General features: G+C 62.0%; 15 protein-coding genes. 5 read left to right on the top strand and 10 right to left on the bottom strand.

Annotated elements, in window-relative coordinates; translation table 11 throughout:
- Positions 1 to 10 precede the first annotated feature (10 nt).
- From tkt to NKJ15_RS31110, 3 genes are read right to left on the bottom strand one after another with little or no spacing between them, the layout of a single operon-like run.
- Positions 11 to 2,032, bottom strand: a complete 2,022-nt coding sequence (gene tkt, locus NKJ15_RS31120) for a transketolase (protein WP_352819549.1) — start codon at positions 2,030 to 2,032, stop codon at positions 11 to 13.
- 10 nt (positions 2,033 to 2,042) lie between these two features.
- Complete coding sequence (locus NKJ15_RS31115; protein ID WP_023678839.1) at positions 2,043 to 2,915, bottom strand: phosphoribulokinase; 873 nt, start codon at positions 2,913 to 2,915, stop codon at positions 2,043 to 2,045.
- Positions 2,916 to 2,920: 5 nt separating this feature from the next.
- The gene (locus NKJ15_RS31110) at positions 2,921 to 3,967 is read right to left on the bottom strand and encodes a class 1 fructose-bisphosphatase (protein WP_352819548.1); all 1,047 of its coding nucleotides are present in this window, start codon (positions 3,965 to 3,967) and stop codon (positions 2,921 to 2,923) included.
- 123 nt (positions 3,968 to 4,090) lie between these two features.
- Here NKJ15_RS31110 and NKJ15_RS31105 point away from each other — a divergent pair, with 123 nt between their 5' ends.
- Positions 4,091 to 5,050, top strand: a complete 960-nt coding sequence (locus tag NKJ15_RS31105) for a LysR family transcriptional regulator (protein WP_352819546.1) — start codon at positions 4,091 to 4,093, stop codon at positions 5,048 to 5,050.
- 212 nt (positions 5,051 to 5,262) lie between these two features.
- Here the strand turns inward: NKJ15_RS31105 and NKJ15_RS31100 are convergent, their stop codons facing one another.
- The gene (locus NKJ15_RS31100) at positions 5,263 to 5,721 is read right to left on the bottom strand and encodes a nuclear transport factor 2 family protein (protein WP_352819545.1); all 459 of its coding nucleotides are present in this window, start codon (positions 5,719 to 5,721) and stop codon (positions 5,263 to 5,265) included.
- Between the two features lie 111 nt (positions 5,722 to 5,832).
- Entirely contained in the window at positions 5,833 to 6,195 is a 363-nt protein-coding gene (locus NKJ15_RS31095; RefSeq protein ID WP_352819543.1) for a hypothetical protein, read from the bottom strand.
- Positions 6,196 to 6,274: 79 nt separating this feature from the next.
- Here NKJ15_RS31095 and NKJ15_RS31090 point away from each other — a divergent pair, with 79 nt between their 5' ends.
- The 4 genes from NKJ15_RS31090 (at position 6,275) to NKJ15_RS31075 (ending at position 9,557) form a co-directional block, all read left to right on the top strand.
- Positions 6,275 to 6,853, top strand: a complete 579-nt coding sequence (locus tag NKJ15_RS31090; RefSeq protein ID WP_352819541.1) for a TetR/AcrR family transcriptional regulator — start codon at positions 6,275 to 6,277, stop codon at positions 6,851 to 6,853.
- Positions 6,854 to 6,899: 46 nt separating this feature from the next.
- Positions 6,900 to 8,204: a beta-ketoacyl-ACP synthase II gene (gene fabF, locus NKJ15_RS31085; RefSeq protein ID WP_352819539.1), complete on the top strand. Its 1,305-nt coding sequence runs from the start codon at positions 6,900 to 6,902 to the stop codon at positions 8,202 to 8,204.
- A gap of 66 nt (positions 8,205 to 8,270) precedes the next feature.
- Positions 8,271 to 9,086, top strand: coding sequence for an oxidoreductase (locus NKJ15_RS31080; RefSeq protein ID WP_352819537.1), 816 nt, complete (start codon positions 8,271 to 8,273; stop codon positions 9,084 to 9,086).
- A gap of 270 nt (positions 9,087 to 9,356) precedes the next feature.
- Positions 9,357 to 9,557, top strand: a complete 201-nt coding sequence (locus tag NKJ15_RS31075; RefSeq protein ID WP_352474601.1) for a hypothetical protein — start codon at positions 9,357 to 9,359, stop codon at positions 9,555 to 9,557.
- Positions 9,558 to 9,584: 27 nt separating this feature from the next.
- Here the strand turns inward: NKJ15_RS31075 and NKJ15_RS31070 are convergent, their stop codons facing one another.
- From NKJ15_RS31070 to NKJ15_RS31050, 5 genes are all read right to left on the bottom strand, one after another.
- Positions 9,585 to 10,214, bottom strand: a complete 630-nt coding sequence (locus NKJ15_RS31070) for a hypothetical protein (protein ID WP_352819535.1) — start codon at positions 10,212 to 10,214, stop codon at positions 9,585 to 9,587.
- Entirely contained in the window at positions 10,214 to 11,074 is an 861-nt protein-coding gene (locus NKJ15_RS31065; RefSeq protein ID WP_352819564.1) for a lanthanide ABC transporter permease protein PedC, read from the bottom strand. Before NKJ15_RS31065 ends, NKJ15_RS31070 begins: the two co-directional genes overlap by 1 nt.
- A gap of 11 nt (positions 11,075 to 11,085) precedes the next feature.
- Complete coding sequence (locus NKJ15_RS31060) at positions 11,086 to 11,874, bottom strand: lanthanide ABC transporter ATP-binding protein PedB/LutE (RefSeq protein ID WP_352819534.1); 789 nt, start codon at positions 11,872 to 11,874, stop codon at positions 11,086 to 11,088.
- 98 nt (positions 11,875 to 11,972) lie between these two features.
- On the bottom strand, positions 11,973 to 12,938 hold the full coding sequence (locus NKJ15_RS31055; RefSeq protein ID WP_352819532.1) for a YVTN family beta-propeller repeat protein: 966 nt from the start codon (positions 12,936 to 12,938) through the stop codon (positions 11,973 to 11,975).
- A 21-nt stretch (positions 12,939 to 12,959) separates the two neighbouring features.
- Positions 12,960 to 14,135 carry an ABC transporter substrate-binding protein gene (locus tag NKJ15_RS31050; protein ID WP_502906965.1) on the bottom strand — a complete coding sequence of 392 codons (1,176 nt, stop codon included), beginning with the start codon at positions 14,133 to 14,135 and terminating at the stop codon, positions 12,960 to 12,962.
- Positions 14,136 to 14,540: the final 405 nt, after the last annotated feature.

Genomic DNA, 14,540 nt, shown 5'->3' with positions numbered 1-14,540 from the left:
TCGGTTTCTCCTAGATGATGAGCTTCAGCGCCGCTGCCGCGACGGCTTCGGGCGTGATGTCGAAATGCCGGTAGAGATCCGGGGCAGGGGCGCTGGCGCCGAAACCGGCCATGCCGACGAAAGTGCCGGTGTCGCCGATCCAGCGGTCCCAGCCGAGCCGTGCTGCGGCTTCGATGGCAATGCGGGGCGCCGAGCCGAGGACGGCCTTGCGGGTGCCGGCGTCCTGCTCCTCGAAAAGCTCCCAGCACGGCATCGAGACAACCGCGGCGGCGACGCCGTGCCCGGTCTCCAGCCGTTCGGCAGCGGCAACCGCGATCTCGACCTCCGAGCCGGTGGCGATCAGCGTCACCGCGCGCTGTCCGGCTGGCTCGCGCAGGATGTAGGCGCCCCGGCTCGACCGGTTCTCGTCGCTGTGTGGCTCGCCGCTAGGTGCCTGGCGCAGCATCGGCAGGTTCTGGCGCGAGAGCACCAGCACGCTCGGCCGCTTCTCGCTTCTCAGCGCCAGTTCCCAGCACTCCGCCGTTTCGATGATGTCGGCCGGACGGAAGACGTTGAGGTTTGGCGTCGCCCGCAGCATCGCCAGGTGCTCGACCGGCTGGTGGGTCGGGCCGTCCTCGCCGAGACCGATGGAATCATGCGTCATCACATAGATGACGCGCTGGCCCATGAGCGCCGAGAGCCGCATCGCGCCGCGCGCGTAGTCGGCGAAGCACAGGAACGTGCCGCCATAAGGCACGAAGCCGCCATGCAGTGCGATGCCGTTCATGGCTGCGGCCATGCCGTGCTCCCGGATTCCATAGTGGATGTAGCGGCCGGCGTAGTCGCCCGGCGCGATGCGGTTCATACCCTTGGTGATCGTCAGGTTCGAATGGGTCAGATCGGCGGAGCCGCCGACGGTCAGTTCGGTTGCGCCATTGATCGCAGCGAGTGCCATTTCCGAGGCTTTTCGCGTCGCAACCTTGGTCGCCTTCCCGACATGCTCCTTGCGGAAAGCGTCGAGTGCTTCGAAGGCCGCGTCGGGCAGGGCGCCGGCGACCGCGCTCTCGAAGGCCTGCCGCCGTGGTGAGGCGGCAAGCCGCTGCTCCCAGGCGCGGCGTGCCGCTTGACCGCGGGCGGCAATCGCGCGCCAGGCGAAAAGGATATCGTCCGGCACCTCGAACGGCGCGAAGGCCCAGCCGATGTTTTCGCGCGTCGCGGCGATCTCCGCATCGCCCAGCGGCGCGCCATGCGTCTTTTCCGAACCACCCAGATTTGGGGCGCCCTTGCCGATCACCGTGCGGCAGGCGATCAGAGACGGCTGGTCCGATTGCTGCGCCGCTTCGATTGCCGCCGCAACGGCTTCCGTGTCGTGGCCGTTCACCGACTGGACATGCCATCCAGCGGCTTTGAACCGCGCCGGCTGGTCCATCGATGTCGTCAGCGATGTGGGCCCGTCGATCGAGATCGCATTGTCGTCCCAAAAGACGATCAGCCGGGAGAGCTTCAGGTGACCGGCAAGATCGATCGCCTCGTGGCTGATGCCTTCCTGCAGGCAGCCGTCGCCGGCGATTGCGTAGGTGAAATGGTCGACGAGATCGACGCCGTGGCGGGCCGCCAGCATGCGCTCCGCCAGCGCCATGCCGACAGCAGTCGAAATGCCTTGTCCAAGCGGGCCGGTCGTCGTCTCGATGCCAAGCGCATGGCCATATTCCGGATGTCCGGCGGTGCGGCTGCCCAGCTGGCGAAACCGCTGCAATTCTTCGATAGGCATGTCTTCAAAGCCGAGCAGGTAATGCAGCGCATACTGCAGCATCGAGCCGTGCCCGGCCGACAGCACGAAGCGGTCACGATCGGGCCAGTTGGGCGCAGACGGATCGATGTTGATGAAGCGGCTGAACAGCACCGTCGCGACATCGGCCATGCCCATCGGCATGCCCGGATGACCGGAATTGGCCTTTTGGACGCTGTCCATCGCCAGTGCGCGAATGGCGTTGGCCATGTCGCGCTCCGAGACGGCGGCGACGGGCTTCAGTGCTGCTGCCTGGCTGTTCATGGCGTCCTCCTCACGACACACGGTTCTTGCGTTCGATCAATTGCAGGATGAGCGGCGTCAGGATCAGCTGCATGGCAAGGTCGAGCTTGTTGCCGGGCACCACTATGGAATTCGGCCGCGACATGAACGAGTCGTGGATCATCGAAAGCAGGTAGGGGAAATCGATGCCGCGGGGATTGGCGAAGCGGATAACCAGCATCGATTCGTCGGGCGTCGGAATCCAGCGCGCGATGAATGGATTGGACGTGTCGACGATCGGCACGCGCTGGAAGTTGATGGCGGTCTGCGAAAACTGCGGGACGATGTAGCGGACGTAGTCCGGCATGCGGCGCAGGATGACGTCCATCACCGCCTCGGTGGAATAGCCGCGCGTTGCGCGGTCGCGATGGATCTTCTGGATCCATTCGAGATTTATGACCGGCACCACGCCGATCTTGAGATCCGCGTGCCTGGCCAGGTTGATCTTGTCGGTGACGACGCAGCCATGCAGGCCCTCGTAGAAGAGCAGGTCGCTCGGCGGAAATTCGCGCCATTCGGTGAAATGTCCCGGCGGCGTGCCGTACTGCTTCTCCTCATCCTCATCATGGATGTATGTGCGGGTCTTTCCGGTTCCCCGGCGGCCATATTCCTCGAATACCTCTTCGAGGATTGCCAGTTCATTGGCCTCGGCGTGGAAGTGGGTGAAGTTCGGATTGCCCGCCTTTTCCTCCTCGGCCACCTTCGCCTTCATCGTGGCGCGGTCGTAGCGATGGAAAGCATCGCCTTCGATGAAGGCGGCCCCGATGTTCTCGCGCCGGAAGATCAATTCGAAGATGCGCTTGACAGAGGTGGTGCCTGCGCCCGACGACCCGGTGATGGTAATGATGGGGTGCTTTGCCGACATGGTCTTCAGGCCCTGAAAAGGCCGCGGCGGCTGAACAGCGGCGCGCGCTCGCCGATGGCACTCGGCTCGGTGTGGTAGCGGGTGATGCGCGCGACTTCCCGCGCCGATCCGAAAACCATGGGCACGCGCTGGTGCAGGCTCTCGGGTTCGATTTCGAGGATGCGGGTCATCGTATCGGTGGCGGCACCGCCCGCCTGTTCGACGAGATAGGCGATCGGGTTTGCCTCATAGACGAGGCGAAGTCGCCCCTGCCTGTAGCCCTTGCGCTTGTCGCCTGGATACAGGAATACGCCGCCTCGCATCAATATGCGGTAGCAGTCCGCAACCAGGGAGGCGATCCAGCGCATGTTGAAGTCCTTCTCGCGTGGGCCTTCGGTGCCTTCAAGGCAGTCATCGATGTAGAGCCGCACCGCCTCGTCCCAGTGCCGGTAGTTGGCGGCGTTGATGGCGAACTCCTGGGTTCGCTGTGGGATGATCCGGCTCTCGTAGGCCTGGACGAAGGTGCCGAGCCTGGTCGAGAGAACGAAGACATGGGTGCCGCTGCCGAGCGACAGAACCAGCGCCAGCTGCGGCCCGTAGATGAAGAAACCGGCGCCCAGCTGGTTCACCCCTGCCTGCAAAAACGAGGCGGCCGGATTCCCATCCGGCGCGCCAGTTGCAGGGAGAAGCGAGAAGACCGTTCCGATCGACACGTTGGTGTCGATGTTGGAAGAGCCATCGAGCGGGTCGATGGCGATGGCAAGAGGCTCTTGCCTGTCGAGCAGCACCGGCTGCTCCAGTTCCTCGGAAGCGTAGAGCGCGACCGGAGCGTGGCGCATGGCGTCGAGGAAGATATCATCGGCGAAGACATCGAGATCTTTCTGGATGTCGCCGTCAGCATTGGCGCTGCGGGTTCCCGCAAAGGCGGTGCCGAGCACCCCTTGATTGATGGTGTTGCGGATCGTGGTGGCCGCCTGCGTCAGCTGACGGATGGTCGCCACGACGGCGGAGCGCAGTTCGTCCGGCTCGCCAAGATAGGAGTTCAGAAAAGCGTCGAGCGTTGCCGCTGGCATCGTAACCTCCCCATCCAGCCGCCTCTCCTCGGGTCGGCCGGATTGGGAAAGGAGAACAAACGACGCTGGATAAGTAAAATTCAATAACTTTACTCAGGCAGTAAAAAAATTTTAGTATGCCATATGAGAAACCTCACGCTCAAGCAGTTCAAGACCGTTCTGGCAATCATCAGCCACGGAAAAATCGTCAGCGCGGCCAAGGTGTTAGGGCTGTCTCCTCCAGCGGTGACGATCCAGTTGCGGCAAGTGGAGGAGGAGTTCCAACTGGCCTTGTTCGACCGGACGTCGGACGGCATGCGTCCCACTGCCGCAGGTCTGGCCTTCGTCGAAACGGCACAGGCCATCGAGGAGCGGCTTCGTCTGCTCGAAGACAAGATGGATGCGATCAAGGGCGTGCGCGCCGGCAGCTTGCGGCTCGGCGTCGTTTCCACGGCCAAATATTTCGCGCCGCGGCTGATGGCCGCCTTCATGAAGGAACATCCCGATATCGACATGCGCCTTGCCATCGGCAACCGCGCCGAGACGATCGACAATCTGAAGAACCACGACATCGATATCGCGCTGATGGGACGCCCGGCCAAGGAAGTCCCGGTGCGTGCCTCGGTCTTCGGCGATCACCCGCTGGTCATCATCGCACCGCCCGATCACCCGCTGGCGTCGGCACGCGACATTTCCAAGGAGCGGATCGCCGAGGAGCATTTCCTCATTCGCGAGCCCGGCTCCGGAACGCGCATCTCACTGGAAATATTCCTGAGCGACGTGCCCGGCCGCATCGACGATCTCGGCGTCGAGATGGACTCGAACGAGACCATCAAGCAGGCGGTGATGGCCGGGCTCGGCATCGCCTTCATCTCTGCCCACACCATCGCTGCCGAAACCGAAGCCGGCCGGCTGGTTATCCTCGACGTTGTCGGCATGCCGATCCGCCGGCAATGGTTTTCGGTGATGCGCAGCGATCACGCGATTTCGCCGGCGATGGCGACCTTCCACGATTTTCTGATGCGCAAGGGCGCGATGTACCTGCCACTGTTCGGCAAGCTCTATCCGCACGAGGAGCCGAACACCAAACGTCGCGCAACTTAGGGCGCGCGCGGTCCAGGCAAACGCTTCAGACAAACGATGGTGCATATCAGCGGCTGATCGGCTGTGATCTCCAGACCGACGTCCACGAGCCGAGGATAGGGAGGCATCGCTGGTGGCACGCATTTGCGGAGCGAGGCGACCGCCCTCCAGCGCTGGGGCCACGGGGTAGCGGCCCCGCGTTCACGGAACGGTGGGCTTTGATTGAGCGTCTGCTAGCTTACAATTGGTTCGGCGACAGCTTCTTCGAGGCCAGCTGCCGCTTGGGCGGCAAGACCGCGGGCCGCTGCTTGTGAATCGTAAAATTCCTCAAGTGCATAGACTCTGCCCCACCGCAGGGTGAACACGTGGAGACCACGGTTGACGTACGACGCGTCGCCATTGAGCAGCGTTGCGGTGCCGTCCCACTGGGCAAACACGGTGGTATGCCACGGCCAGCCCTTCACCCAGATGTGGTTGACCGTGAGATGGAGATTGGGCAGGACGCGGCCGAGGCGCTCAAACCAGCGGCGCATGGCTTCTTTGTCGTGGCGCTCACCACCAAGCGCGTGAACGCCCGAAACGCGGTGATGGACATGCAGCGCGAGTGCCTTCACCGCCTCATCCCAGCGATGGTTGTTGACGTGGTCGAAGCTCTCTCGGATCGATTTCTCGACAAAATAACTGTATAGCATTTGACCTCTCCCCAAACTTATTCGATGGCGTGATCGAGGCACCGTGTGGCGAGCCGAGCGGATGCGAGAGCCCACGGCCAGCAGCACGCCGGCTGTAGTCCGAACTCTGGCTCAGCGTATTGTCGCGTCGGCCCGCAGATGCATGTCAGTCTCGGTCGACACCGTCACCTCATCCCCGGACCTTGAGAACGCGTAGAGCGAGCCTCGGTGGCCGGGCATGGAAAAAGCCACGGAGTCATCGTCGGCGAGACCCATGACGATGCGCAGCGGATCGCCCCCCGTCTTAGGCGCGAAGGTGGCGGTGACCTCCAGGAGGCCGTCGTCGACCGGGACGTAGTAGACAACCATGTCAAGGTGTCCCTCGTGCAGGCTGCCGCCCTCGATCGGGCGTCCGATGGTGGCTTCCTCGGCAAAAGCCGGGGTCGCAAGAAACAGCGCGGCCAGGAGCGATGCGCTCAGGGTTTTGCGGATCATTTCGCATCTCCTTTTTAGATTGCGTTCGAACTCTATATAGGCTATAGATTACGAACGCAATCTAAAAAAGAGGTCAACAATGCGCGTAAGTCGTACTCAGGCAGCAGAAAATCGCGAGACCGTCATCAACGTGGCAAGCCGCCTTTTTCGGGAGCGCGGCTTTGACGGTATCGGCCTTAAGGATCTGATGAAGGGTGCCGGACTGACCCAAGGCGCGTTTTACAAGCAGTTCGCATCCAAGGACGACCTGGCGGCGCAGGCGTCCAGGCGGGCGATGGAGAGCGCCACCCGTCGATGGTCGGCCGCGACTGCGGCAAACTCTGATGATCCGCTTGGCGCGGTGATCGCGTTCTACCTCAGTATGGACCATCGCGGAGAAAAGATGGACGGCTGCCCGATCGTGGCGCTCGGCTCGGATGCCGCCAGACAGGGCAACGACGTGAAAGCGCCGTTCGAAGCCGGGATCAAGGAGCATCTCGAGATCCTCGGCCGTTTCATTGCTGAGACCGGTGGCGGGGAGTTCGATGGCAGGGCCATGGCCATTCTCTCGACGATGGTCGGTGCGCTGATGTTATCGCGCGTCATCAACGATCCTGACCTCGCGCAGGCCTTTCTGGATGCGGCGGCCAATCAGGTTCGTGAATCAGCCGGCGCTTGAACGGCGTCGCGGCGCCTGCGGCGCGCCCGAACTGACAGGAAAATAGATGCGACGGATTGTTGTTACGGGCATGGGAGCGGTTACGCCCCTTGCTGCCGATGTTGAAACGTCCTGGTCGCGTCTCCTGGCCGGCCGCTCGGGCATCCGGAGGCTTGCGGATGATGTGGTGTGCGACCTGGCGGCGAAGGTCGGCGGGGTGGTGCCCTCCACAGAAGAAGATCCGGACGCTGGTTTCGATCCGGAAGCCATCCTTCCGCCGAAGGACCAGCGCAAGGTAGACCGGTTCATTCTCTTTGCGCTGGCCGCGGCACAAGAGGCGCTCGCCCAAGCAAGATGGGTCCCCGTCTCGGAAGCGGATCGCTTGCGCACGGCCACGATCATCGCCTCGGGCGTCGGCGGGTTCCCGGCCATAACCGAGGCGGTGCGCACGGTCGACCGGCGCGGCGTCCGCCGTCTATCACCTTTTACGGTGCCGTCCTTCCTGGTGAACCTCGCGGCAGGCCACGTCTCGATCCGCTATGGCTTCAAAGGTCCGCTCGGTGCACCCGTGACGGCGTGCGCGGCCGGCATTCAGGCGATCGGCGATGCGGCTCGCCTAATCCGCGCCGACGAGGCCGATATTGCCGTGTGCGGCGGGACGGAAGCATGCATCAATCTTGTCAGCCTCGGTGGGTTTGCCGCGGCACGCTCTCTTTCGACGTCCTTCAATCACCGTCCTGATGAGGCCTCCCGACCGTTCGACAAGTCGCGGGACGGCTTCGTCATGGGCGAAGGAGCCGGCATGCTGGTCATCGAGGAATTGAGCCACGCGCTGGCGCGCGGCGCAAGACCGCTGGCCGAGCTTGTCGGCTACGGCACGACGGCGGATGCCCATCACGTCACCTCCGGTCCCGAGGACGGCGACGGTGCGCGCCGGGCCATGGAGATCGCAGTCGCCCAAGCGGGGATTTCGCCCCGCGAGGTTCGTCATCTCAACGCCCATGCGACCTCCACGCCGGTGGGCGACCTGGGTGAGATCGAAGCGATCAAGAGCGTGTTCGGGCGCGATTTCGCGATAGCTGTCAGTGCAACGAAATCGGCGACCGGACACCTGCTCGGAGCCGCCGGCGGGCTCGGAGCAATCTTCGCAATCCTGGCGCTCAGGGATCAGATGGCACCGCCGACCCTCAATCTGAGCGCTCCCGATCCGGCCGGCGACGGGATCGACTTCGTCGCAAACCGGGCTCGGCCGATGGCGATGGGCTATGCAATCGCCAATGGCTTCGGCTTCGGAGGCGTTAATGCCAGCGCGCTGTTCCGGCGCTGGACGGATGATCTGGCCGGCGCGAGTACCGGAGGCGCTCATGATTGACGCCTTTCGCTCCGAGCTTTCGTGCTTCTCCCACGCCAATCCAAAACGAAGAAAGAAGTGACCTCCATGAGCAAGACCAATCTAGGCGTCGCCCTGGTGACCGGGGCATCCAGCGGTATCGGGCACACAACGGCCAACGCCCTGCAGAACGCGGGCTTTCGCGTGTTCGGAACCAGCCGTCGCGCGGTCGTCGACCGATCCAATGGCATTACCATGCTGGCCTGTGACGTGACCGATGACACGTCCGTGGCGAAACTTGTCCAGGACGTGCTGGCCGAGACCGCGCGCATCGACCTGCTTGTCAATAATGCCGGCATTGGCCTGCTTGGTGGCGCGGAGGAGTCCTCGATGGCCCAGGCCAAGTCGTTGTTTGACGTGAACGTCTTTGGCGTTATGCGAGTAACCAAAGCGGTGTTGCCGACAATGCGCCGCCAAGGCAAGGGCAGAATCGTCAATTTGAGCTCGGTGCAGGGGTTCATTCCAGCTCCCTATTTCGCGCTTTATTCGTCGACCAAGCATGCCGTTGAGGGCTACTCCGAATCGCTCGACCACGAACTGCGTCCTTTCGGAATTCGCGTCGTGTTGGTGGAGCCCGCCTATACCCGCACCTCATTTGAAGAAAATCTCGCCAGGCCGGATCAGTTGCTCGATATCTATGACTCTGCGCGCGCCGGCATGAATGCAGCTGTGCGGAAAGCGATGGAAAAAGGCGATGCGCCGGAAGTGGTGGCCAGGACCGTTTTGGCGGCTGCGACCGATCCCGCTCCGAAGGGGCGCTATGCTGCTGGAAAAATGGCGCGCCAGGTCAGTTTCCTGCGCCGTTTCGTCCCCGCATCCGCATTCGACAAAAGCCTGCGAAAGCAACTCGGGCTCTCGGTTTGATGACATCGACGAACACCCGTGAAGATCGGAATCATGGACGCTGGAAACATCGGCACCACATTGGCGCGGCGCAACCTGACGCGATTGCTCTGCAGAACGCCCTGCGGTCGTTGGCGTTAGATTAGCGCTATGTTATATTGCGGCGCGAAAGAGCGGGGGTCACGTTCCTGTCACACACGTAAGTGATCCGTATGTGCGATCGCTGCAGACTGGTCGGAATCACGGAAACCTCCCGGGCATGGGGTTCGGGATCGATGGGGACAAGGGGCAATGCTTTACACGCTCGTTATGATGGTCTGCCTGACGGCTGTGCCGCAGACCTGTGAACAACGCGAACAGATGGTGGACGGCCTGGCGATGAATCCCGGGACCGCCTTCATGCAGGCGCAATCGCTGGTCGCCCAGTGGATCGAGACGCATCCCGGTTATTTCGTTCAGCGCTGGCGCGTGCTGCCCGGCCGTGGATCATGATATCCGCCGCGAAGATCGAATGAGGTTCTATTTCTTCGCGGCGAGCGTTTCCGAGACGGCCTTGGACAATTGATAAAGCCGCTGCTCGATTATTGTCGGCACTTCACAGACGTAGGTCAGTGATTGGACGCGTTCATCGAAAATTCGCGTTGCGAATTTCAGCTGTTCGGTTCGCCGATCGATCTCTTCGGGATCTGCATCCGGCTTTGCCCGCAATGCATCGACCTCGGACGCTTCCTTGCGCAACGCGGCGGCCATTTCGAGCTGCTTGTGGGCGTAGCGGGAAATGCCGGAGATCACCTGCGAGCGCTCGGCGTCCAGGTGGTCGAACATGCCTTGCACCATCATCGCCATTTTGGGTGCACGTTGCTCGGCCGGCAAGGAGGCCGCGAAATCCCTGATCTTCTTTTGAGCTTCCGCAATCGGCATCCGGCGAGCCGACACTTCCTCGATCAGGGCGGAGATGGTGGGGTCCTTCGACCAGTCCTTCGCGGCTGAAGGAAGGTCCGGTCCGCTCCAGATCTGGCCGAGCGAGAGTTGCGGCACCTTGCGCTGCATGCAGGGCCAGTCTGGATCGGGGTTGGCTGCCATGGCGTTGACGCCCGGCGCGAGCATGGCGAGCAGAGCCAGACCGCGAACATGGATCATTCGCGCCATCAGGCATTTCCTCCCGTGTCCTGTTTGCGGGTCATCAGGCCGCGCGAAGGGTTGTAGGCGATGATGGCGGCGGCAAGGAACAGCAGCGTGCAGCCGGCAACGACGCCCAGCGACAGCCAGTCAACCTGGCCGTAGAAGGCGAAGCGGATCAGTTCGACGGCGTAAGTAAATGGATTGGCGAGGCAGATTTTGTAGAGCAGGGGGCTAGCCTCCTGGATACGCCACAAGGGATAGAGTGCCGGAGAAGCGAAATAGCCGGGAAAGATGACGAAGTTCATGATGCCAGCGAAGTTTTCGAGCTGCTTGATCATCGAAGACAGAAGCATGCCGAGCGCGCACAGCATCATGCCTGACAGGAACAGCGCCGGCAGCACGGTGAGATAGCCAAGCGGCGGCGCTTTGACGCCCCAGAACCAGGCAACGATCAGGAACGCGTAGACCTGCGCGATCGACACGGCGACACCGGCGAGCATCTTCGAGATCAGTAAAAACCAACGCGGGAAGGGGCTGACCAGCAGGGTGCGCATGTTGCCCATTTCGCGATCATAGACCATCGACAGCGAAGACTGCATGCCCGAAAACAGCAGAATCATGCCGCACAGGCCCGGCGTGATGTAGACCTCGTAGAGCACGTAGGTCTTGTAGGGCGGGATGATCGATACGCCGAGCACCTGCCGGAATCCGGCGGCAAAAATGAACAGCCAGACGAGCGGCCGAACCAGCGAGGATATAAAGCGCTCGCGCTGATGCAGGAAGCGCAGGCACTCCCGCACGACGATCCCTTTGAGGCAAACGAGGTAGTGGCGGAGCCCAAACTGTTCGAGCTTCACCGGCGTGAGGGCGGCGACTTTTGCGGGCATTGCGGGAGCGCTCATGGCGACATCTCCGCGATGCCGCTTGTCTCGATACGGTTGAGCCTGGAAAAGGCGTCGCGGATCGAACTGGCACCGCTCGTCGCAACGACATCGGCCACCTTACCCTTGGCAACCACGTCGCCCTGCCGCAGCACGACGACATGGTCGCCGTCTTCGACCTCATCGATCAGATGCGTCGCCCACAGCACACCGATGCCCTCGGTCTCGACGAGTTTGCGGATGGTGGCCAGAATGCCCGCACGCGACTGGATGTCGAGACCGACCGTCGCCTCGTCGAGCAGCAGCAGGGAAGGGCGGTGGAGCAGCGCCCGCGCGATCTCGATGCGCCGCATTTGGCCGCCGGAAAGACTGCGTGCCTTGTCATGCTGACGGCCCTGCATGTTGACTGTATCGAGCAGCGCGGCAATGCGCTGCCGGGCTTGGTGTCCGCCAATGCCATGCAGCGAGGCGTGGTAGGAGAGGTTCTGGTGGACGCTGAGGTCGAGGTCGAGCGTGCGCGCCTGGAATACGATGCCGACACGCCTGAGCCCTTCGCCCGAAGCGCGGCTGACGTCATGGCCGAAGATGCGGATCGATCCGCGGCGGGTGCCGTAGAGATGGCTGATCAGTGAGAACAAAGTTGTCTTGCCGGCCCCATTGAGGCCGAGCAGAACGGTGAAAGTTCCCGGCGCGATCGAGAATGAGACGTCCTGGAGCGCTCGCTTCGGACCATAGGAATGGCTGACGCCGGCAACATCGAGCGCTGCCACCTCATCTCCAGCTCCGCTTGTCCTCACATGCTGCATGCCGCTGGCTCCTTCGGGGCGCGCTGGTCATCTAGTGCACTTGCAACATCCCCACGGCAAATATTCATCACGTCGGTCTCCCTGATCATTGCTGCGGTCTAGTGGGGCGATATGGCCACGCCCCAAGGCTGCTGGCCCACCGTAACCGATTGAACCGGCTCGTCCGTCGCCGTGTCGATGAAGGTGATGTCGTTGGAATTGCCGTTGGTGGTGATCAGCGTCTTCTGATCGGGGGTGAAGTCGAGATGCCAGACGCGCTGGCCGACTAGGATGTATTTTTTCACCTCGTAGGTTTCGGTGTTGATGACGGCGACGTGGTTCGCTGGGCCGAGCGCGACATAGGCTTTCTTGCCATCCGCGCTGATTGCGATGCCGACCGGCTGGATGGTTTCGGGCCGCAGTCCCGCAATCGCGAACTGGATCTTCTTCACCACCTCGCGTTTGAGACTGTCGATGACGCTGACGGTGCCGCCGATTTCGGCACTGACCCAGATCTGGGATCCGTCGGGCTTGAATTGCGCAAAGCGCGGACGCGTGTCGACCAGGACGTTGTCGGTCACCTCATGGCTGTCGGTGTCGATGAAATGCGCCATGCTGGTGGTTTCGGAGGTGTTGACCATGGTTTTGCCATCGGGACTGACGGCCATGCCTTCAGGCTCCACCCCGACGGGAATCTCGGTCATGACCTGCTTGCTCTCGACGTTGATCGCGGTGACGAGATTGTCGTCCTCGTTGGCGACGTAGAGCGTCTTGCCGTCGGGCGAAAGCACGAACAGTTCGGGATCGGGGCCTGATGGCAGCGTGCCAACGATCTGCAGCGTCGCGGTATCGATGATTTCGATCGTATCGTCATCGCTGGCGCACAAATAGATGAACTTGCCGTCATGCGAGATGGTGATACCGCGCGGCCTCTGGCCGACTTCGACGGTCTTCACCACTTGCATCGTCGCCGTGTCGACGACCGTTATCGTATTGTCTTTCTCGTTGGAGACATACACGGTGTAAGCCCACGCCGGATTGGCCATGAAGCCGAGAATGGCGAGTGCGCAAGCTCGTCTCTGCACGAAAATTCCTCCCGATTGGTTCTACTTAAGGACGCATTTCGTTTCCGGCTGGTCCACGCCGAGCGTATCGAGCTCGGAGATCTGGTGGAGATAACCCTCCTGTGGCGATGTCGAGACCACGGATTTGGTGTCGCCGAGCAGGATTGGCTGGCGAAGCTGATGGTTCCACTTGCGGAAGGTCAGCTTCTGTCCCTTGAAGGCGGCGACCGAGAAATCGTCCGAGCGGATGTAGTCGCTGATCTTCTTCGGATCGTCGCCATTGGTCCGTGTGCTGGCTTCGCCCACCGCCCGCACCGCCGTCCAGGCCGACATATCCTTGGACAGCATTCGCCGGCCGGTCGTCCTCAGGAAACGGCTTTGCATTTGAATGCCACCCCATTGCTCGCTCGCGGGATGCCAGGACGATGCGACAAGACCGGCCGTGCCAGCGACCAGCCGCGGTGTCCAGGTGCGGTAGGGCACATAGGTTCCGAACACCTCGCTCTCATCGGCGACAAGCACCACGTCATGCTCCGGCAGATCCTGCGTGAACACGGAAATCTGCTGCTGTATCTGCGTGGCGCCGGTGTCGGTGCGGCGCGCCGTGCCAGTGTCTTTGAACTCCTTCTCGGCGACGATCTGACCGCCGAAGCGAGCCGCCGCGCGGCGCAACGCGGCCGCATAGAGATGATCCCGCTCATGCGAACCATAGAGCAGCACCCAATTCGGCCATTTCTTTACCACGAGATACTGCGCCAGCGCGTCAGCCAGCATGCTTCGTGTCGGCGCCACATGGAAGATGTTTATGCGGCAGTCTTCCTCGCGCAGGCTGTCGTCTGTGGCACCGACATTGAAGACTAGAACGCCCTTGTCGCGGGCGATGTCGGCGATCGACAGCAATTGCCTGGCCGAGAGGTCAGCGACAACATAGCGGTCACCTTTGGCAATCAGATCGTTGAACGCCTGAACCGCGTCGGCGTCCGGCTTGACCTCGGCTATGTCGAGGCTGAATTTCTGGCTGAGGAACTTTCCTGTCGTGTTGTTGTCGCCGATCGCCACATTGGCGCCGGCGACACCTTCGTCGCGTGGCGGCAGGTCCAGCAGGGAAAGCGCCAGTTGCGGCGCGTAGGCCCGCAAATAACCTATTCTGATTTCGGTTATCTTTCTTTCCGGCCTGTCGGCAGCGAGCGGTTGCTTGCCCGTCACTTCCTGGGCCATCACGCCTGTAACGTTGGCGGTCTGGAAAAAAAAGCACAAAAAGGCCGCGAGAGTGCCTGGCACCGCGCTCGTCATCGATAAAACTGCCCATTCTTGCACTAAAGTCCGATTGTTCCCGGACCAGCGCGAATTCAAGGTGCCCACAATGAGCTTAGCGGACGCCACAAGATTTATCAAAGCCCCGCAAGTGGACTTACGTGTCTGCTTTAGTCCTATTCCTTTTCGCGTGGATACGGCGATGAATGAGCGTATTGCGGTCTCATCCGCAGCAATGGCGGAATGAGAAACTCTATGGGTCGTCATGGGAGGATTGCCTGATGAAAACGCGCGCCGCTGTCGCCGTTGCCGCCGGAAAGCCGCTGCAGATCATGGAGGTCGACCTCGAAGGTCCCCGCGATGGCGAGG

Source organism: Mesorhizobium sp. M0207 (genome assembly GCF_040321995.1).
Taxonomy (GTDB): domain Bacteria; phylum Pseudomonadota; class Alphaproteobacteria; order Rhizobiales; family Rhizobiaceae; genus Mesorhizobium.
Note: the sequence above shows the minus strand (reverse complement) of the source record. Positions and strands in the feature narration are given on the sequence as shown.